Annotated in this window: 17 protein-coding genes; 13 read left to right on the top strand and 4 right to left on the bottom strand. The window is 71.1% G+C overall.

Annotation, left to right across the window (positions count from 1 at the left end; translation table 11 throughout):
* Positions 1-15: 15 nt before the first annotated feature.
* On the bottom strand, positions 16-597 hold the full coding sequence (locus RCO28_RS10230) for a winged helix-turn-helix domain-containing protein (RefSeq protein WP_308940689.1): 582 nt from the start codon (positions 595-597) through the stop codon (positions 16-18).
* Positions 598-876: 279 nt separating this feature from the next.
* On the opposite strand from RCO28_RS10230, the gene RCO28_RS10225 reads away from it, so the two are divergent.
* The 6 genes from RCO28_RS10225 to RCO28_RS10200 all read left to right on the top strand — a co-directional run bounded on the left by RCO28_RS10225 (position 877) and on the right by RCO28_RS10200 (position 7,781).
* Entirely contained in the window at positions 877-1,335 is a 459-nt protein-coding gene (locus RCO28_RS10225; protein WP_308940688.1) for an Rrf2 family transcriptional regulator, read from the top strand.
* 165 nt (positions 1,336-1,500) lie between these two features.
* Positions 1,501-2,526, top strand: a complete 1,026-nt coding sequence (locus RCO28_RS10220) for a sulfite exporter TauE/SafE family protein (RefSeq protein WP_308940687.1) — start codon at positions 1,501-1,503, stop codon at positions 2,524-2,526.
* A 242-nt stretch (positions 2,527-2,768) separates the two neighbouring features.
* Positions 2,769-4,091 carry an acyl-CoA dehydrogenase family protein gene (locus RCO28_RS10215; RefSeq protein WP_308940686.1) on the top strand — a complete coding sequence of 441 codons (1,323 nt, stop codon included), beginning with the start codon at positions 2,769-2,771 and terminating at the stop codon, positions 4,089-4,091.
* Between the two features lie 212 nt (positions 4,092-4,303).
* On the top strand, positions 4,304-4,825 hold the full coding sequence (locus RCO28_RS10210; protein WP_308940685.1) for a hypothetical protein: 522 nt from the start codon (positions 4,304-4,306) through the stop codon (positions 4,823-4,825).
* Positions 4,818-6,023 (top strand): DUF6545 domain-containing protein, encoded by a 1,206-nt coding sequence (locus RCO28_RS10205; RefSeq protein WP_308940684.1) that lies wholly within the window; start codon positions 4,818-4,820, stop codon positions 6,021-6,023. Before RCO28_RS10210 ends, RCO28_RS10205 begins: the two co-directional genes overlap by 8 nt.
* A 306-nt stretch (positions 6,024-6,329) precedes the next feature.
* Positions 6,330-7,781: an alpha-amylase family protein gene (locus RCO28_RS10200; RefSeq protein ID WP_308940683.1), complete on the top strand. Its 1,452-nt coding sequence runs from the start codon at positions 6,330-6,332 to the stop codon at positions 7,779-7,781.
* Between the two features lie 60 nt (positions 7,782-7,841).
* Here the strand turns inward: RCO28_RS10200 and RCO28_RS10195 are convergent, their stop codons facing one another.
* On the bottom strand, positions 7,842-9,680 hold the full coding sequence (locus RCO28_RS10195) for an alpha-L-fucosidase (protein WP_308940682.1): 1,839 nt from the start codon (positions 9,678-9,680) through the stop codon (positions 7,842-7,844).
* Positions 9,681-9,884: 204 nt separating this feature from the next.
* On the bottom strand, positions 9,885-10,571 hold the full coding sequence (locus RCO28_RS10190; protein ID WP_308940681.1) for a FadR/GntR family transcriptional regulator: 687 nt from the start codon (positions 10,569-10,571) through the stop codon (positions 9,885-9,887).
* Between the two features lie 110 nt (positions 10,572-10,681).
* Here RCO28_RS10190 and RCO28_RS10185 point away from each other — a divergent pair, with 110 nt between their 5' ends.
* The 7 genes from RCO28_RS10185 to RCO28_RS10155 all read left to right on the top strand — a co-directional run bounded on the left by RCO28_RS10185 (position 10,682) and on the right by RCO28_RS10155 (position 17,306).
* Positions 10,682-11,641 carry a dihydrodipicolinate synthase family protein gene (locus RCO28_RS10185; protein ID WP_308940680.1) on the top strand — a complete coding sequence of 320 codons (960 nt, stop codon included), beginning with the start codon at positions 10,682-10,684 and terminating at the stop codon, positions 11,639-11,641.
* A complete protein-coding gene (locus RCO28_RS10180) occupies positions 11,638-12,576 on the top strand; it encodes an ROK family protein (protein ID WP_308940679.1) in 939 nt (312 codons plus the stop codon). The genes RCO28_RS10185 and RCO28_RS10180 overlap by 4 nt, the downstream gene beginning before the upstream one ends.
* A 105-nt stretch (positions 12,577-12,681) precedes the next feature.
* A complete protein-coding gene (locus RCO28_RS10175) occupies positions 12,682-13,410 on the top strand; it encodes an N-acetylmannosamine-6-phosphate 2-epimerase (protein ID WP_308940678.1) in 729 nt (242 codons plus the stop codon).
* A gap of 113 nt (positions 13,411-13,523) precedes the next feature.
* On the top strand, positions 13,524-14,990 hold the full coding sequence (locus RCO28_RS10170; RefSeq protein ID WP_374991140.1) for a sialate:H+ symport family MFS transporter: 1,467 nt from the start codon (positions 13,524-13,526) through the stop codon (positions 14,988-14,990).
* A 111-nt stretch (positions 14,991-15,101) separates the two neighbouring features.
* The gene (locus RCO28_RS10165) at positions 15,102-15,746 is read left to right on the top strand and encodes a Type-2Aa cytolytic delta-endotoxin (RefSeq protein ID WP_308940676.1); all 645 of its coding nucleotides are present in this window, start codon (positions 15,102-15,104) and stop codon (positions 15,744-15,746) included.
* A 38-nt stretch (positions 15,747-15,784) separates the two neighbouring features.
* On the top strand, positions 15,785-16,234 hold the full coding sequence (locus RCO28_RS10160) for a VOC family protein (RefSeq protein WP_308940675.1): 450 nt from the start codon (positions 15,785-15,787) through the stop codon (positions 16,232-16,234).
* Between the two features lie 283 nt (positions 16,235-16,517).
* Positions 16,518-17,306, top strand: coding sequence for a TetR family transcriptional regulator (locus RCO28_RS10155; protein ID WP_308940674.1), 789 nt, complete (start codon positions 16,518-16,520; stop codon positions 17,304-17,306).
* On the opposite strand, the gene RCO28_RS10150 is transcribed toward RCO28_RS10155, so the two are convergent.
* Positions 17,294-18,820, bottom strand: a complete 1,527-nt coding sequence (locus tag RCO28_RS10150; protein ID WP_374991139.1) for an LVIVD repeat-containing protein — start codon at positions 18,818-18,820, stop codon at positions 17,294-17,296. The genes RCO28_RS10155 and RCO28_RS10150 overlap by 13 nt on opposite strands.
* Between the last annotated feature and the right edge of the window lie 186 nt (positions 18,821-19,006).

The raw sequence follows: 19,006 nt of genomic DNA, 5'->3' as shown, positions 1-19,006 counted from the left end.
TGCGTGCCGGGCGTCTCAGGAGGCGTCCGGCACGTACTTGTATCCGACGCGGCGCACCGTCACGATCCGGCCGCGGTGCGTCGGGCCGAACTTGCGGCGCAGGCGGGCGATGTGGACGTCCACGGTGCGGCCGTCGCCGACGTGTCCGTAACCCCATACGTGGCCGACGAGGTACTCCCTGGAGTACACCCGGTGCGGATGCCCGGTGAGCTGGGCGAGGAGCTCGAACTCCAGGTAGGTCAGGTCGAGTTCACGCCCGTCGAGCACGGCGACGCGCCGTTCGGCGTCGAGGCGCAGGGCGTCGGGCGGGGTGTCGTGCGGGGCGTCGACCGGAGCGTTGCCGTGCGGGGCGTCCGCGCGGGATTCGGGTGCGGGCGGCGGGCCGGTGCGGGGGGTGCCGGTGGGGGCGAGGGCGTGCACCTCCGGGCGGATGCCGCTGCGTGCGAACAGCTCGGTCGGATCGGCGCCCGCCGGGAGCAGGACCAGATATCCGACGAACTCGCGGGCGTCCTCACGTACGAGCCGGAGGTGGCGGGTCGCCTGCGGGACACGCGGGGCGGCGGGGGTGGTGGTGCGGCTGGGTGTGGCCGTGGTCATGGCTTCTCGATTCGCTGGGTCCGGAGGGAGGGCGGAGGTGCGGAGCAGGGGTGCGTCAGTCGCGACAGCACGCGCAGCAGACGACGCAGACGGCGCTGGCGACGCGACGGAAGTCGACGTGCCGACGGCGTACGAGCGGCTGCTGGTTGCGTGACATGGCGTCCCTACTGCGCGTCCTCGCGGACCCGCGTCGAAGTGCCAGTGGCCGACGGACGGCCACACTTTCCTATCAGAGTAGTAGGAAATGGCCCGGCGCCGCCAGTGGGCGATAATGCGGGCATGCGCATCTCAGCCAGAGCGGACTACGCGGTACGGGCGGCCCTGCAGCTCGCGGCCTGCACGGACACCGACCCCGTGAAGGCCGAGACGATCTCCGCGGCCCAGGAGATTCCGCACAAATTCCTCGAGGGCATCCTCAACGACATGCGCCGCGGCGGCCTCGTCACCAGTCAGCGCGGCGGCAACGGCGGCTACCGTCTCGCACGTCCCGCCGCGGAGATCAGCATCGCGGACGTGATCCGCACGGTCGACGGCCCGTTGGTATCGGTACGCGGAGTGCGCCCGCCCGAATTGTCGTACTCCGGACCGGCCGAGTCGCTGCTGCCGCTGTGGATCGCGCTGCGCGCCAACGTCCGGCAGATCCTTGACGGCGTCTCCCTGGAGGACGTGGCGTGCACCGGACTGCCCGCCGAGGTCGCGGAGTTGGCGGACAATCCGTCGGCGTGGACGAATCCCTGAGCAACTCCCGCGTGCGGCACTCTCCAGCGGCACACTTCTGACCTGCCGCTTCCCGAATAGCAAGACGATTTTGTCCATTTGCTGAACACCCGCTTGCTCGTACGGCAGTTCACGGACACTATCCCTACTAATTCAGTGGGAAAACTAGGGAAGGTACGTGCCGTCGTGAGAACGCTCATCCTCTTGGCCCTCGCCGGGCTCGGCGCCCAACTCGTGGACGGCAGCCTCGGCATGGCCTATGGCGTCACGTCCACCACCCTGCTCCTCGCCTTCGGCACAAACCCGGCGGCCGCGTCGGCGACCGTGCACCTCGCGGAGATCGGCACCACGCTGGCCTCCGGCGTGGCGCACTGGCGCTTCGGCAATGTCGACTGGCGTGTCGTCGCGAAGATCGGACTGCCCGGCGCGGTCGGCGCGTTCGCCGGTGCCACCGTCCTGTCGAACCTGTCGACGGAGCTCGCCGAGCCCGTGATGGCGCTGATCCTGCTCGGCCTCGGCGCGTACGTCCTGACCCGGTTCACGTTCCTCGGCCTGCCGACCGGCAACCTCAACAAGCCGCTGCGCAAACGGTTCCTGTCACCGCTCGGCGTGGTGGCGGGCTTCCTCGACGCCACCGGAGGCGGCGGCTGGGGCCCCGTGGGCACCCCGGCGATCCTGGCCAGCGGGCGCCTGGAGCCGCGCAAGGTGATCGGTTCGGTCGACACCAGCGAGTTCCTCGTCGCCGTCGCCGCCAGCCTCGGCTTCCTCTTCGGCCTCGGCTCCGAGGGCGTCGACCTGGCGTGGGCGGGTGCCCTCCTCGTCGGCGGCCTGATCGCCGCGCCGATCGCCGCGTGGCTCGTCCGGCACGTACCGCCGCGCCTTCTCGGCTCCGCGGTCGGCGGCGTCATCGTCCTCACCAACATCCGTACGCTCCTCAAGAGCGACTGGCTGAACGCCTCGGACTCCACGCAGTGGGTGGTGTACGCGCTCATCTACGTGCTGTGGGCCGCGGCAGTCGCCCACTCCTTCCGCGAGCACCGCAAGCAGACCCGGATCGCTCCCGAGGCGAAGACGGCTGCGAAGGCGGACGCGGGGACAGATACGGGGACGGATGCGGAGACGGCGCCGGAGACCGAGGCCGCCCGCGCCGAGGGCGCATCGGCACAGACCGAGGTGGCCGCAAGGACGGGCGGCGGCAGCAGCTCCGCCTGACCTAGGCCCTGTCTTCAATCTCCCGTCTGCCCCGCGACGCCATGCACGCACTCTCGCCGCACCGGGCAAGCACCCAAGTACGTCCAGTACGAGGGCGCCTGCCCGGCGCGCCGAGAGCACGCACCTGACGCCGCGGGGCCGCCCTTCGGGCGACGACGGGAGATTGAAGACAGGACCTAGGGCCGTCTCCCCGCCCGCACCACCCCGCGAACCCCCCACACCCCGCACCACGGAGGTCCACCGTGTCCGATGCGTCCAGCGGCTCCTCTCCGTACCTGGGCTCCGCCGGCGTGGACTCCCCCACGGACCGGAGCACCTGGCTACGGGTCGCCGCCGAAGTGGCCGACGACCTCGCGGTGGACGCAGCCGTACGGGACCGGGCCGGGAAGCCGCCGTTCGACGAGGTGGCCCGGCTGCGCGAGAGCGGGCTGCTCGCCTTCCTCGCACCGCCGGGCCCGGACGGCCGGGGCTGCGACTGGCTGACCGCGTGTACCGTCGTACGGCAGATCGCCGCCGCCGACAGCTCAATCGGCGAACTCCTCGGCAGGCACTACGTCCTGGCCTGGTCGCCCCGCTTGTTCGCGGGGGCCCGCAGCGCGGCCCGGATCGAGGAGCGTGCCGTGGCGGAGCAGTGGCTGTGGGGCGGCGCCACGGAGGCCGCCGCGTCCCGGTCGTCGGCCGAGCGCCTCACGCTGACGCCCACCCCCGCAGGCCATCTCCTGGACGGACGGCGGGAGTTGGCGGCCGCGAGCGTAGTGGCCGACCGGTATGTGCTCGCGGCCCCGCACGCGGACTCGGGCGGGACCCTCGTCGCCCTGGTCGACCCCGCGCACCCGGGCGTCACCCCGCTCCCCCGGGACGACCGGCTCGGCCAGCGGCTCACCGGCGCGGGAACGGTGACCTTCGCGCACGTACCGGTGACGGCGGCGCAGGTACTCGGGTCCGTGCCGCGTGACGAGCACGCCATCTCGCCGTTCACCACGCTGGCCCCGCTCGCGCTGCGGCTGATGCTCGCGCAGGTCGGCCTGGGCAACGCCGAGGGCGCCCTCGCCGAGGCGCGTGACGTCAACCGGGCTCACCCGCAGGGGAGTTCACCGGTCACGGCCCGCTTCTCCGGCCTGGGCGCGCCGGGCTGGGGCGGGACATCGGAGCCCACGGAACCCGCGGCGTACCCGGACCCGCTGCCCGAGGACCCGTATCTGCTGCTCTCCTACGGGGAGTTGGCGACCTCCGCGCACACCGCCGCCGCCGTGGTGGAGCGGGCCTCGGAGGCGCTCGCGCGCGGGTTGCTCGCCGGGCCCGCGCTCGGCATCGACGAGCGCGCCGAGATCGCGGTCCTGGTCGCGGCCGCCGAAGCCGTCACCGCGCAGTCGACGCTCCGCATCACCGCCCGCATCCTCGAACTCACCGCCGCCGCCGACTCGACCGGGCGGGCCACCGGACTCGACCGGTTCTGGCGCAACGCGCGGATGCTGACCGCGCTCGACTCCCCCGGCCACCGGCTGCGCGCCATCGGCGACCACTACCTCAACGGCACCCCGCCGCCCCTCACCCTGCGCGCCTGATCACCGGCGTACCAGCCGCCCGGTCGGCGTTCTTCTGCCACATCCCGCGCAGTACCTGTCTTGATTTCTGCTGGTTCGCACTTCGCCGAACCGGTTACATGGGGCCCGCCGGGTGCGTTTTCGCTCGCCATGCACGCGAATCGTCAGAGCGACGAGCCGCCGGCGTCCGTACACGCAGGCAAAGGCTCCTGCGGACACGCAGGGAAGGGTCCTTGGCCATAACTCACCGGCATATGCGGCTCGCCGCGAAGGGCCTTCTCGCGTGCCTGCCCGAGTTTCCACGGCCATGGAATGTCGATGTGCTCTGCCAGGAACTGGCACGCATCGGCGGCCGACCGCTGACCCTGCATTCCGTCGACCTTCCGGAATTTCCTTTCGGCATGTGGATCGACGACGGGCGCGGCGACCGCATCCTGTATCGCTCGTCCGCCACCGGATATCACCGGGACCACATCGTGCTCCATGAGATCTGCCATCTCCTCGTCGCCCGCGAACGGCACCCTGCGGTACGGCGGGTCGTGCCGCCGGCCGACGGCGACCGCCCGGCCATCGCCCTGCGCGCCGCCGACCGGCCCGCCGCGCCCGCGCCGCTGCTCGCCCACAGCCCCCCCGAGGAGGAGCTCGCCGAGACCTTCGCCTCGCTCGCCCTGAAGCGGGCCGGCCGGCTGCGTCCCCGTGACGTGAGCGCGGTCGAGCAGCGCGCGGCCGAACTCCTGGGAGCCACCCGTGCATGACGTGCCCGCATGGGTCGAGACGATGCGCGGGGTGGTCCTCGCCGTCGTGTGGACCGTCCTCGTGCTGCGCATTCCCGCACTGCGCCGCTCCGGTCAACGGCCGGTCTGGGCGGTGCTTCTGGTGCTCGCCGCCGGTTCCCTCCTGATCCAGGCCCAGATGGGCGCCTGGGTCGACGAGGTCACGGGCGTGCCGAAGGCCGGTGAGCTGGCCGTCACGCTGATCGCGCTCACCGACTTCGCGGTGGTGTGGTGGTTCGCCCTCACCCTGCGCGCCGTGGACCGGCCCACACCGGCCTGGCTGCGCCGCGCCCCCCTCGGCTGCGCCCTCGTCACGGCGGGCGCCGCCTTCGCGTTCTTCGTCCTGGCCGACGAACAGGACCGGTACGGCGAGCAGGCGCACGGCTGGTGGGTGGCGTACGCGCTCGTCTGGGTCGGATACGGCCTGGTCACCGCGGTCGGGGCGGCGGCCGTTTTCTGGCGGTACGGGCTGCGCATGCTGAGCCCGACGCTGCGCGCCAGCATGCTGCTGCTCGCGCTCGGCACCAGCGCCGAGGTTCCGTACCTGGTGATCCGCGGCCTGCGCTGGTTCGATCCGGACGCCTCGCCCGCGCTCGCGCTCGCCGGGTTCTGGTGCTCGTTCGCGCGGTTCGTCCTGGTCGCGCTCGGCTGCTCGCTGGCGGCGATCGACCCACTGCGGAAGGCGTCGCTGTTCTATTACCGTCGGCAGCGGCTCTTCCGGCTGTGGCGACTCCTGCGGCAGGCCACTCCGGAACTCCTCGTCGTCACTCCGCAGTCACGGCTCTCCGATCTGCTGACGTTCCGCAATTCCTGGGAGTTGCTGCACCAGCGGGTCATCGACATTCGCGACAGCATCATTTTCCTGCGCGACGGCTGGGCCTCCGAGGAACTGCTGCGGGAGGCCGCGCGGCATATCCAGGAGAGCGAACTCAGGGAACGCGAAAGGCTGTTGGCCACGGCCTGCTGGATCGAGGCGGCCCGGCGAGACGCCTTGGCCGGTGAGCCGCGCCGCCACGAGGAGGTGCATTCCGGGCTGCTTCCGGAAGTGCATGGCTCGGAGTCCACCATGCCGCGCGAAATCACCTATCTCGTACGCCTCTACCGATTCCTGAGCTCCCGTCACGTTTCGGAATTCGCCGCCCGGATTCGACAGCAGCCCCAGGACGCGGCGTCGGGCTGACCAGAGCACTGCAATCCCTTACGCAAGCTTGCACAGGGTCGTGACGCACCGTTCGCCCTGAATGCCCGCTACCGCCTCGCCACTCCACCGCCCCATCCTGCGCGAAGGGTTGACCTCTCCTTCAAGCCGGGACTAACTTCAGCGCCGCACGATGAATCCTTTTGCAAGATCTTGCAGAAGGATTCGCCAGACACCGATGGGGCCGTGGCGCGTCGGCTCTCCCGCCGAGGAGGGTTGCATGGCTCATCCCGCACGATCGATGTTCCGCAGGCCTGCCTCCCTTCGCCCCCACAGAGAAGGATCCCCATGAGCAAGCTCAGCAGGTCCCTGGTCGCCGCCGCCGCGGCGGGCTCGGCCGCCCTCCTGGGCGCCGCCGTACTGCAGCCCGCGAACGCGAGCCCCGCCCCCGCCGCCGAGTCGAAGGCCAAGCCGAAGGCACCCAAGGCCGCAGCGGGCAAGGACGTGATCGCCAACCTGTGGTCGTGGAACTGGAAGTCGGTGGGCGCCGAGTGCACCGACGTCCTCGGCCCCTCCGGCTACGCCGCCGTGTGGGTGGCGCCGCCCGCCGAGTCGATCGCCCAGCCGGACGGCAACTGGTGGGACGTGTACCAGCCGGTCAACTACGAGCTGAACAGCCGCTTCGGCGACAAGGAAGCCTTCGCCGCGATGACGAAGGCGTGCAACGACGCCGGGGTGAAGGTCTACACGGACGCCGTCGTCAACCACACCGCGGCCCTGACCGGCACCGGCTACGGCGGCACCCAGGTCAACGACAAGTACCAGCCCGCGATGTACCAGCGCGGCGACTACAACGTCGATGTCTGCAACCGCACCATCAGCAACTGGAGCGACAAGTGGGAGGTGCAGAACTGCGAGCTGCTCGGCCTGCCCGACCTGAAGACGGGCAGTGAGGCGGTCCGCTCGAAGATCGCCGGATATCTCAACTCGCAGATAGCGCTGGGCGTTTCGGGCTTCCGCATCGACGCGTCGAAGCACATGCCGGCGGCCGACCTGGAGGCGATCGTCGGCAAGCTGGACAAGACCTCGGACGGCTCGCGCCCGTATGTCTTCCACGAGGTGTTCCCCGGGCCGACGCCCCCGCCCGACGAGTACTACGGCAGCGGCAAGGTACTCGACTTCTCCGCCGCCGACCGGCTCAAGTCCGCGTTCCAGGGCGACATCGCCTCCCTGAGGGACTTCGGGAACGGGCAGCTGCCCGCCGACAAGTCGGTGTCGTTCGTGACCAACCACGACACCGAGCGCGAGGGCCGCCATCTGTCCTACAAGGACGGTGACACGGCGGTGCTCGCCAATGTCTTCCAGCTGGGCTGGAAGCACGCCGACCCGGCGGTCTACGCGGGCTTCACGTACGAGAACAAGGACGCCTCGCCGCCCGCGAACGGCGACGGTTTCGTCACGGACACGGACTGCGGCAACGGCGCCTGGTACTGCCTGGACCGCGACCCGCGGATCACCGGCATGGTGGGCTGGCGCGCGGCCGTCGGCGACGCCGATGTCACCGACTTCCAGTCGCCGCAGGGCAACGTCATCGGCTTCGGCCGCGGCGACAAGGGCTTCGTCGCCGTGAACAACACCGGCGGCGCGGTGACCGCCGAGTTCAGCACGCAGGTGCCCGACGGCACCTACCGCGACGTGCTGAGCGGGGACACCGCCCGCGAGGTGACCGTCTCCGGTGGCAAGGCGAAGGTCGAGCTGCCCGCGAAGTCGGCGGTGGCGTTCCACCCCGCCACCGGCTGACCGGCCCGACGCCCGCGACCTGTGGCCGCCGCACCCGCACCGGTGCGGCGGCCACAGGTGTCACTTCGCGTACAACTGCGCCTGCGGCACGACCTGTTGCTCCTGCCCCGGGCTGGACGAGAGCAGCTTCATGTGGGCCTCGCCGCTCTGCTCCGCGTAGTCGATCCTGACCGAGTGCCGGGTGCCGGCCTCCAGGGCGACCTGGGCCTTGTCGACGCGGGGGCCGTGCGGGTCCCAGGCGTCGATGACCAGTTCCCCGTCGATCCACACGCGGGCCCGGTCGTCGGAGACGGTGGTGAGGGTGTACGTCTCGGTGCGGCGCGGTTCGAGCGTGCCGGTCCAGCGGATGCCGAAGCCGTCCGACGGGATGCCCGGGTGGGGTGAACCGGCGTACTTCCAGGCGTGGTTGACGTCCGCGTCCACGCGCGTGACCTTCGGCTTCCCGGTGAGCTCCGGGTTGTCGAAGACCTCCTGCCTGAGGCCCTTGCCGCGGCCCTCGGGGGCGGTGGGGCCCGGGTCGACGGCCAGTTCCACCACGGTGGCGGTGGGGTTGGTGGCCGCGCCGGACGGCGTGAGCGCGTATCCGTCGGCGGTCTTCCCGACCGCGACCTTCTGGTCGGAGCCGAGCACGCGCGCCGACTCCACCTCGAACGGCGTACGCGCCGTGAGCTGCAGCGCGCCGCCCGGCTCGGGCCACTGGGTGACCGCCGCGTACAACTTGTCGCCCTTGCGGCTCACCGCTCCCCACGCGGGTTCCTCGACGAGCCCCGCGTACCGCGCCCCGTACACGGCCTCGCCCTGCCCGTCCGTACGCAGCCAACTCCCCATCTCCGCAAGGCGGTTCAGGGACGGCTCCGGGATGCGGCCGCGGGCGTCGGGGCCGACGTTCAGGAGGTAGTTGCCGCTGCGCGATGTGGTGGCCAGGAGGTTGCGGACGAGCGTGGTGGAGGACTTCCAGTTCTCGTCGTAACGGGCGTAGCCCCAGTGGTCGTTGAGCGTCATGCAGGACTCCCAGAGCTGGCCGTCGACCGGCCCGTCGGGGATCTCCTGCTCGGGCGTGCCGTAGTCACCGTCCACGACACGCCGTTTGCCGACCCGGTTGTTGATGATCAACTCCGGGTCGAGATCACGCAGATACGACTCCAGGCGCTCGCCGTCCTTCGCGGTCCACGGGTTGTGCGGCCGGTCGGTGTCCCACTCGCCGTCGAACCAGAGCAGCGCCGGGTCGTACCGGTCGACCAGCTCCTTCAGTTGGGCGTACATGCGTTTCTCGTACTTCGGGAAGGTCGCCGGGTCGGGGAAGTCCGGGTCGTGCCAGTCCCAGATCGAGTAGTAGAAGCCGAGCTTGATGCCCGCGTCGTCGGCTGCCTCCTTCAGCTCGGCGAGGATGTCGCGGCGCTGGTCGAAGGCCGAATGGTCGCGCAGATTCCAGGAGTTGACCCGCGTCGGCCACATCGCGTAGCCGTCGTGGTGCTTGGACGTGATGACGATGTACTTCATCCCCGCGTCCTTGGCCGCGGCCACCACGGCCCGCGCGTCGAAGTCCGCCGGGTCGAATGCCGCGGCCTGCTTCTCGTACGCGTCCTTCGGGATCCCGCACTCCCGCTGGATCCACTCGGCGTTGCGGCAGACCGTGCCGTCGGGCCGGGTGTACTCGCCCTCCAGGTTGGAGTAGGCGCCGAAGTGGATGAACATGCCGAAGCGGTCCTGCCGGAACCAGCTGGTGCGGTCGGCGGTGAACGGGTCGTCGGTGGCGTGGTCCGTGCCGGGCCCCGGCGCCGACCGGCTCGGAGCCGGTGCCGCGCCGGCGGCGGGCAGTGCCGAGGCGGCGAGCGCGGCGGTGAGGAGCAGGGTCAGTGCGATGACTCTTCGCCTGGTGCGGCTGCGGGGTGTGCGCATGGGGCGGCTCCTGTATGCGTCTGCGGGCGGCGGAACGCTTCCGTGTGCGGCGGATCGCTGGGGAACGTAGGGACGAATACATCGGATGTCAACGGGGTCAACCGGCCATCGCTTCCGAGGAGTTGCCCGACGACCGAGTCATCGCTCCGATGTCTGCCGCACCGTCAGCCAAGGCCCCCAGCCCAGGCCCTCAGCCCAGGCCCCTCACACCGTCGGCAGCCGCTTCCTGATTCCGTCGAAGTGGCGCCGCATCGCCTCCGCCGCCCACGTCCCGTCCCCGGCCCGCAGCGCCGCGACGATCTCGGCGTGCTGGGCGCAGGTGCGGTGCGGGTCCTGGTGGTCGTCGGCGAGATCGTCGCGGACCTGCCGCATCGCGGCCCAGAACGCGTCGAGCACCTCGCTCAGGAGGTGGTTGCCGAGCGAGCGGTAGAGGGCCAGGTGGAAGGCCCGGTCGGTCGCGGCGTCGACGGCACCGCGCGAAGCCTCGGCCTCCATCCGCCGTACGAGATCGTCCAGTATGCCGAGGTCGTCGGCGGGCACGGTCGCGGCGACCGTGGCGATCACGCCGGACTCCAACGCCTCGCGCAGCTCCATGAGTTCGTACAGGCTCGGCTCGCCGCGCCGGTGCCGGACCGCGGCGCGGAAGGCGATCCCGTCCACCAGCGGGTCGAGCGAGAGCGAGCCCACGTACGTGCCGAAGCCGTGCCGGATCTCGATGACGCGCACGGCCTGCAGCGCCTTGAGCGCCTCGCGTACGGAGTTGCGGCTCATGTCGAGCAGCGCGGACAGCTCGGACTCGGTGGGCAGCGGATCGCCGGGGCCGAGCTTCCGGTCGAGGATCAGCTGCCTGATCCGTGCCTGTGCCGTCTCGCTGAGATTCTCGCGCGCCATCTTCCGTTTCCCCTGTCTTCACCTCTTGACCTGCCACGTGCACGCCGGTCTATGGTGACCCGACATGGGACATCCTACGTCCTACCTCTAGTCGTACGGGAGCCACCGCCATGCCCCTCGCCTCGCCCCTCACGGGCGTCGTCCCGCCCGTCTGCACCCCGCTCACGCCGGAAGGCGAGGTCGACACCGCGTCCCTGGCGCGGCTCGTCGAGCATCTGATCGCGGGCGGGGTGCACGGGCTGTTCGCGCTCGGCTCGACCAGCGAGGTCGCCTACCTCACGGACGCGCAGCGGGCCACCGCCCTGGAGACCGTGGTCGCCACCGCGGCCGGACGCGTCCCCGTCCTCGCGGGCGTCATCGACACCACCACCGCCCGCGTCATCGAGCACGCCCGCACCGCCGCCCGGCTCGGCGCCGACGCGCTGGTCGCGACCGCGCCGTTCTACACCCGCACGCACGCCAAGGAGATCGCCGACCACTTCCGCACGCTGCGGGCCGCCGTGGACCTGCCGTTGTTCGCGTACGACATCCCGGTCGCCGTGCACAGCAAGCTGAGCCCCGGCCTCGTCCGTGAGCTCGCCGAGGACGGCACGCTCGCCGGGCTCAAGGACAGCAGCGGCGACGAGGGTGGGCTGCGCCGGCTGCTCGTCGGGCTCGGCGGCCGCGAGGGCCGCGCCACCGGTCCCGCGCCCGGCTTCGCCGTGCTCACCGGTTCCGAACTGACCGTCGACGCAGCGCTGTTGGCGGGCTGCGACGGTGTGGTCCCGGGCATCGGCAACGTGGACCCGGCCGGGTACGTGCGCCTCTACGACGCCGTCCGCGCGGGCGACCTGGAGCTCGCCGCCAAGGAGCAGGAGCGCCTGGTCGAGCTGTTCGGGATGGTGGACTGCGGTCCCGAGGCGGACATGGGGCGCAGCTCGTCCGCGCTCGGCTCCTTCAAGGCCGCGCTGTGGCTGCTCGGCATCGTCGACTGCCGTGCGACCGCGCGCCCGCAGATCCCGCTGGACGACGACTCGGTGGCCGAGGTGGCGGCGCGGCTGCGCGGCGCCGCTCTCGTGCCGGTGCGATGAGCCCCTCCCGCGGGCGCACTCCGGGCCCCGTCGTCGGCCTCGACCTCGGCGGTACGAAGATCGCCGCCGCGCTCGTCGCCGCCGACGGCACGGTCCTGGCCCGCCACACCCGGCCGACCCCGGCCACCGAGGGCGCGACCGCGGTCCTGGACGCGCTCGCCGCTGCCGCGACCGAGGTGGCGTCCGGCGCCGAGGCCACTGCCGTGGGCGTCGCCGCCGCCGGGGTGATCGACCCGCTGAGCGGAACGGTCACCGGGGCCACGGACACCATCAGCGGCTGGCGCGGCACCCCGCTAGCCCCGGCCCTCGCCGCACGCCTAGGCACGCCTGTGGCCTGTGACAACGACGTACGCGCCACGGCCGGACCGGAACTCGCCGCGCTGCCCGAAGGCTCCTCGCTGCTGTACCTGGCGGTCGGAACCGGAATCGGTGGTGCGGTCGCCGTCGACGGCCGGATGGCGCACGGACGTCTGGGCGTCGCCGGGCACCTCGGGCATCTGCCGAGCCCGGAGGCGGACGGCGTGCCGTGCAGTTGCGGCGCCGTCGGTCACCTCGAGGGGGTGGCGGCGGGGCCCGGCATCACGGCCCTGTACGAGCGGCTCTCCGGGCGGCGCGCCGAGCGACTGCAGACGGTCGCGGCACGGGCCGACCGAGGGGACGCCGCCGCCGCGGAGGCCATCGCGGTCGGGGCGCGAGCCGCGGGCCGCGCACTCGGCGGTCTGGCCAACGCGCTCGGACCCGACCGGGTCGTGGTCGGCGGCGGCGTGACCGGCCTCGGCCCGCGCTACCTCGACCCGCTCGCCGCGTCGTTCGCGGCCGAACTCCTCCCCGCACTAAGGCAGTTGCTCCCCGAGCCGCCTCGCTTCGGCGCGGATGCGGCCGTACGAGGTGCGGCTCTGCTCACCTCCACGGCGCCGCTGCACCACCCGGCCTGACGACCGGCCGCCACGAACACCGCTGTCCCACCCCTCTGCCCCTCCTCTGCCCCTCCTCTGTCCCCTCTCTGTCCCCTCTCTGTCCCCTCTCTGTCCGGAGTGACCATGACGGCATCGCCGTACCCACGAGATCCGAAGACCCTGCTCGACGCCCTCGCCGGACGGCTGATCGTCTCCTGTCAGGCGCCACCCGGTGACCCGATGCGGGACACCGCCGCCCTCGTCCTGCTCGCCCGCTGCGCGCACGCGGGCGGCGCCGCCGCGATCCGGGCCAATGAACCGGAGGCCGTCGCCGCGATCCGGTCCGAGGTCGACCTGCCGGTCGTCGGCCTCTGGAAGGACGGCGACACGGGCGTCGACACCGGCGTCTACATCACGCCGACCGTCCGGCACGCCCTGGCCGTCGCCGAGGCGGGCGCCGACGTGGTGGCCGCCGACGCGACGGACCGACCGCGCCCCGACGGCTCGACGTTCGCCGAGCTCGTCGCCGCCGTCCACGCGGCCGGTGCCCTGGTGATGGCCGACGTGGCCACCCACGCCGAGGGTCTCGCCGCCGCCGCGCAGGGCGCCGACCTGATCTCCACCACCCTGTCCGGGTACGCGCCCGGCTCCCCGCGCGAGGCCGGTCCCGACCTCGGCCTGGTGGCCTCGCTCGCGGCGGCCGTGTCCGTACCGGTGGTCGCCGAAGGCCGCCTGCACACCCCCGAGCAGGCCACCGAGGCCCTCGCGCGCGGGGCGCACAGCGTCGTCGTCGGCACCGCGATCACCGCGCCGACGGCCCTCACGCGCCGCTTCGCCGAAGCCGTCGAGGGCCGGACGCCCCGCCGCCCCTGACCTCCGTATCCCTTTAAGTCCCGCACGTCCCGAGTTCTGCCTGCCCCTGTCCCGGCCGACCCGGTCGTCTCATCGGCGAGACGATCCGGCACTCTGGAGTAACCGTGTCCCACATCGCCCCACCCCGCCCGCTCCCCTGGTACCGCGAAGTCAGCCGTACGCAGTGGAAGTCCTTCTCCGCCGCCTGGATCGGCTATGTCCTCGACGGCTTCGACTTCGTCCTGATCTCCCTCGTCCTCACCGAGATCAGCGACGAGTTCGGCCTCAGCACCGTCCAGGCCGCCAGCCTCGTGTCCGGCGCGTTCATCACGCGCTGGCTCGGCGGTGCGGTGCTCGGCGCGCTCGGCGACCGCTACGGCCGCAAGCTGTCCATGGTCCTGAGCATCGTGCTGTTCTCCGTCGGCACGTTCGCCTGCGGCTTCGCCTGGGACTACACCAGCCTGTTCGTGGCCCGGCTCGCCATCGGCATGGGCATGGCCGGTGAGTACAGCGCGAGCGCGACGTACGTCATGGAGAGCTGGCCCGCCCGCGTCCGCAACCGGGCCAGCGGCTTCCTGATCTCCGGCTTCTCGGTCGGCTCGGTGCTCGCCGCGCAGGTCTACAACTGGGTCGTGCCCACGCTCGGCTGGCGCTGGATGTTCTACATCGGCCTCATCCCGATCGTCATGGCCCTCTGGATGCGCCGCGCCCTGCCCGAGGCCGCCGAGTGGACCGAGGCCGTCGGGGAGCGGGAGGCGAAGCCGAACCCGTTCCGGCCGCTGTTCGCCGACCGGACGCGGGCGAGCGTGAACACGGTGCTCGCGGTCGTCGCCACCGTCTCCCTGTTCGCGGTGTTCACCCCGCTCGGCGCGGGTCTGGTGCCGGTCCTGTCGGTACTCGCCGGGCTCTCGTTGGCCGCGTTCGCCGTGCAGTTGGGCGGTCGGCGCGGCTGGCCGCTGTATCTGGCGATGATCGTCACGGTGTTCTTCGCGTTCCTCTACACCTGGCCGATCCAGGCCCTGCTGCCCACCTACCTGAAGACCGACCTCGGCTACAGCCCGGACCAGGTCACGGACGTCCTCTACTTCGCGGGCTTCGGCACGATGGCCGGCTGCTGGCTCGCCGGGTTCGTCGGCGACTGGATCGGTACGAAGAAGGCGTACGCGTTCACGCTGCTCGCGTCGTTGGCCTTCGTGTTCCCGGTGTTCGCGGTCCAGGACGACCTGCTGCTCCTCGGCGGGCTCCTCTTCGTACTGCAGGCGTTCAGCTTCGGCATCTCGGGCCTGCTGCCCCGCTACATCGGCGGGCACTTCCCCACCGAGGTACGGGGTGCGGCGCTCGGCTTCACGTACAACGTGGGCGCCCTCGGCGGTGCCGTCGCGCCGGTGCTCGGCGCGCAGTTGGCGTCCGGCATGGATCTGGGGCAGGCGCTCGCGGTGCTGACGTTCGCGGGAACGGTCCTGGTCGTCGTCCTGGTCGGCTTCGACGTACCGGGGCGACTCGGCCGGCTGACCGACCCGGACAGGGTGTCGGACCACCTGGCCGAGTCGGCCGCTCAGGCGCCGGCGGGCGTACCGGAGCGGCAGCCGCAGGCAGGCTGACCGTCCGCCCCGCGAGACGGTGTGTGCCACACCACACCGCCAAAGGCATACTGTCGCCCGCCAGTTGATCACGCGAGGCACAGAGCCAGGCCGGACACAGGGGAGAAGCCGATGACGGACACGACGACGGACCACGGCAGCGCACAGGCCGGGCAGTCCACCGACCGGCTCGCCGCTGTCGCCTTCAAGCCCCTGATCGCGGTGACCCCCGCCTGCGCCGAGCAGGCGGGGGCTGCCGAGGCCCGGCTCCAGGCGGCGCTCGCGGAGGCCACCGAGTCCTCCGGTACGTCCGGGGCGTTCCGTTTCGGTCCGGTGCAGGCGGCGGCGAAGGAGCTGCCGGGGGCGTCGATCGTCCGGATCATCCCCGGCTTCGCGCTGCAGGAGCAGGCCCCCACGCACGTCATGGTGCTCACCCTCAAGCAGGCGGTGCGCCAGGCGCTGTCCCTGCCGCTCGGCGACGAGGCGTTCTGGGAGGACGTCGAGGAGACCCTCACGGGCGCGTTCATCGGCCTCGGCGACCAGCTCGACGCCCCGCACCTGGTCCTGCACGAGACGGACGAGGGCACGCGGTACGACTACCACCTGCTGTTCGTGCTTGAGGACGAGGAGACCGAGGGGTTCATGTACGTGGTCGCGTTCTGCGTGCACGTGACGGTGGGCCTCGACCGGGAGCAGGTGTTCGGCCTGTCGGTGACGGATCCGGCGTCGTTCACGCTTGGCCTCGACGCGCTGTGCGTACGCCGACCGGTGGCCTGAGCCGCGGTCGGCCCCAACTCCGGTACTACGGTGACCGGATGGAACAGCGCATCAGTCTGATCACGCTCGGTGTCCGCGACCTGGCCCGCTCCCGTGCCTTCTACGAAGCCCTCGGGTGGCGCGGCCAGGAGGTCCAGGAGACCGTCTTCTTCCAGGCCGGCGGGCAGGGCCTGGTCCTCTGGGGCCGCGAGAAGCTGGCCGCGGACTGCGGGGTCGAGCCCGCCGAGGCTCCGGGCGGCCCGGGCTTCGGCGGCATCGCCCTCGCGCACAACGTCCGCTCGGCGGCGGAGGTGGACGACCTGCTCGACACGGCGCGGCGGGCCGGGGCGCGCATCACGAAGCCGGGCACGCTCTCCGAACTCGGCTTCTACACGGGCGTCTTCCTCGACCCGGACGGCCACGCCTGGGAGGTCGCCCACAACCCGGGCTTCCCCCTGTCCGCCGACGGTGCTCTCACGATTCCGGACCTGACGCCGGACGAAGGCTGACGGCACGGCTTCTCCCCCGCCCGCCCCTGGACCCGGCCACGAGGCCGTCGATCGGGTGCCGCGCCGTCGTGGCTGATCGCGCAGTTCCCCGCGCCCCTGTCGGGGCACGTGAGACGGCGCGATCGGGGTGAGTTCCCCCGCACAGCAAAACGCCGCCGCATTTCGGGCGATCCCCCGCGTCGCCCGAAATGCGAACGGCCTGGCCGGACCGGGTCCCGAAGGGATCCGACCGGCACGCGCTGAGTATAGTTGGCTGTGAGCCAGTCAACGCAGGAGTTACAGGATGTCTCCGCGAAGCGCAGCGGTCAACGAGGAATTGCGGCGCCGGTCCCGCGAGCGGCTCCTCGACGCGACGGTGACCCTCGTGGACGAGCGTGGTTACGAGGCGACGACACTCGGTGACATCGCGGATCTCGCCGGTTCGGCCCGCGGCCTGGTCTCGTACTACTTCCCCGGCAAGCGACAGCTCCTGCAGTCCGCCGTGCACCGCCTGATGCACCTCACCCTCGAAGCCGCCCTGGAGCGCGAGCCCCGTACCGACGACGGACGCGAGCGGCTCGCCCGCGCCATCGACGCGATCCTGGGCCTCGCGCAGGACCGGCCGCTCCTGATGCGCACGCACATGGCGGGCATCCTGCAAGCCGAGGGATTCGTGCAGTGCCCCGAGCAGCAGCGGCTCGCGGAGCTCCTGAGGGACACGGTGCAGCGATACGGCGCCGAGGACGTGGACGTCGAATACCCGTTGCTGCGCGCCCTGTTGATGGGCGCCGTGGTCGCGGTGCTGCTGCCGGGTGCGCCGATGCCCGCGGGCACGCTGCGCGCCGAGCTGTTCCAGCGGTACGGGCTCGACTGGAAGTCCGGGTTCCCGCCGGGCGAGAAGCCGCCCGGCGGTCACCGTTCGACGACGCAGGCCCCGGTGGGCGGCGCGAGGCCGCACACCGGGGCGACGAGCGAGCCGACGATCGTCCCGCGGCCCACCGATGCCCGTCAGACCGATCGGATGGATCAGGCGCATCGAACGAATCAGACCGATCCGACGGATCAGATGGTGCAGTCGGATCAGTCGAAGTAGTCGGGCTGCGTCTGCACGTTGAGCTCGTGCATCCGGACGCGCTCGGCCGGGTCCGTACGCCTGTCGTTGATCTTCAGTACGTCGAAGCCCTTGGCCATGTCGTTGGAGTAGATGTGGCCGTTGTAGTAGTACGCCGACCACGAGCCGCCCGACTGCATGGCGTCCGTGGAGAGCGGGCCGCGCTCGAAGTACGCGATCTCCTTCGGCTTGGCCGAGTCGGTGAAGTCCCAGACGGAGACGCCGCCCTGGTACCAGGCCTGAACCATCAGGTCCTTGCCCTTGACCGGGATGATCGAGCCGTTGTGGGCGACACAGTTCTCGGTGTCCGCCTGGTGGCGCGGGATCTTGAAGTAGCTCTTGAAGACCAGCTTGCGGTCGTCGCCGCTGCCCTTGATCTCGTAGATGCCGTCGGCGCCGCGGTCCGGTCCGATCTCCGCGTTGCAGGTGGCCGCGCCGCCGCCGCCGAGCTCGTCGGTGAAGACGACCTTGTTCGCCTTCTGGTTGAAGGTCGCCGAGTGCCAGAACGCGAAGTTCACGTTGTCCTGCACCTGGTCGATGACCTTCGGTTCCTCCGGATCCTCGATGTCGAAGAGGATGCCGTCACCCATGCACGCGCCCGCCGCGAGGTCCTTGGAGGGCAGCACGGTGATGTCGTGGCAGCCGGTGGTCTTCGAGACGCCCGGGTTGGTGGGCCCGCCCGGGTTGCCGCCGCCGTCCTGGCCGTCACCCGGGAAGAGCACCGGGAAGCCGACGACCTTCGCCTTCTCGGGCGCGTTGCGCGGCACCTTGATGACGGAGATGCCGTCGTGCGGCGGCTGACAGTCGGGGAACGTGGCGCTCGGCGAGTACGAGGAGACGTACACGTAGACGTTCTTGCGCTCGGGCACCAGGGTGTGGGTGTGCGAGCCGCAGGCGGTCTCGACGGCGGAGACGTACTTCGGGTTGCGCTTGTCGCTGATGTCGAAGACCTTCATGCCCTCCCACGAGGACTTCTCGGTCGCCGGCTGGGTGGTGCTGTTGCAACTGCTGTCGCTGCGCGAGGAGTCGGTGGACAGGAACAGCAGGTTCCCGGAGACCGACACGTCGTTCTGCGAGCCGGGGCAGAGCACTTGGGCGACGGTCTTCGGCTTCTTCGGGTTGCTGATGTCGAAGACGCGGAAGCCGTCGTAGTTGCCTGCGAACGCGTACCGCCCCTGGAACGCCAGGTCCGAATTGGTGCCCTTCAGCGCGTCCTTGGGGGTGTTGCCGAGGTGCTCGATGTTGTCGGAGTGGACGATCTCGTCCTGCCCCGGTATCTCGCCGCTCTTGATCGCCTTCTCGGCCTCGGCCTGCTCGCTCTTGGAGACCTCGCGCTTGGTGGGCGCATCGCCCGGATCGGGGGTCGCCGCGGCAGGTCCTGCCGTCAGGAGCGCTGCGGCCAGCCCGGCGGCCGCGGCGAAGACTCCCAGGCGTCTGCGTCTCGCTCGGGGTTCGTTCAACAGGGTCACTGCGTCCCCTCCCTTGTCGCCGTTCATGGTTGAACGGTTCATGGACACCGGCAGTATCGTGCTCGCCATGCCCATATCAACAGATGGCAACGTACTTGTAATGGAAGTTTTTGATCATCCACTTACGGAAACGTGCTAGGACGGTCTCGATCGACGGCCCTTCTCCACAGGGCCCACACACCTCTCGTCTCGTCCGACAACACGTGTGCCACT

It is taken from the genome of Streptomyces sp. LHD-70 (genome assembly GCF_031157275.1).
Classification (GTDB): domain Bacteria; phylum Actinomycetota; class Actinomycetes; order Streptomycetales; family Streptomycetaceae; genus Streptomyces.
The sequence above is the reverse complement of the archived record's forward strand: the minus strand, read 5'-3'. Positions and strand labels throughout refer to the sequence as shown.

Bases quoted from the DNA above. Each gene is read 5' to 3' on its own strand.
- RCO28_RS10185 (WP_308940680.1), top strand. From the start codon at position 10,682: ATGCCCCTCGCCTCGCCCCTCACGGGCGTCGTCCCGCCCGTCTGCACC.
- RCO28_RS10225 (WP_308940688.1), top strand. From the start codon at position 877: ATGCGCATCTCAGCCAGAGCGGACTACGCGGTACGGGCGGCCCTGCAG.
- RCO28_RS10180 (WP_308940679.1), top strand. From the start codon at position 11,638: ATGAGCCCCTCCCGCGGGCGCACTCCGGGCCCCGTCGTCGGCCTCGAC.
- RCO28_RS10165 (WP_308940676.1), top strand. From the start codon at position 15,102: ATGACGGACACGACGACGGACCACGGCAGCGCACAGGCCGGGCAGTCC.
- RCO28_RS10190 (WP_308940681.1), bottom strand. From the start codon at position 10,571: ATGGCGCGCGAGAATCTCAGCGAGACGGCACAGGCACGGATCAGGCAG.
- RCO28_RS10230 (WP_308940689.1), bottom strand. From the start codon at position 597: ATGACCACGGCCACACCCAGCCGCACCACCACCCCCGCCGCCCCGCGT.
- RCO28_RS10195 (WP_308940682.1), bottom strand. From the start codon at position 9,680: ATGCGCACACCCCGCAGCCGCACCAGGCGAAGAGTCATCGCACTGACC.
- RCO28_RS10200 (WP_308940683.1), top strand. From the start codon at position 6,330: ATGAGCAAGCTCAGCAGGTCCCTGGTCGCCGCCGCCGCGGCGGGCTCG.
- RCO28_RS10160 (WP_308940675.1), top strand. From the start codon at position 15,785: ATGGAACAGCGCATCAGTCTGATCACGCTCGGTGTCCGCGACCTGGCC.
- RCO28_RS10150 (WP_374991139.1), bottom strand. From the start codon at position 18,820: ATGAACGGCGACAAGGGAGGGGACGCAGTGACCCTGTTGAACGAACCC.
- RCO28_RS10175 (WP_308940678.1), top strand. From the start codon at position 12,682: ATGACGGCATCGCCGTACCCACGAGATCCGAAGACCCTGCTCGACGCC.
- RCO28_RS10155 (WP_308940674.1), top strand. From the start codon at position 16,518: ATGTCTCCGCGAAGCGCAGCGGTCAACGAGGAATTGCGGCGCCGGTCC.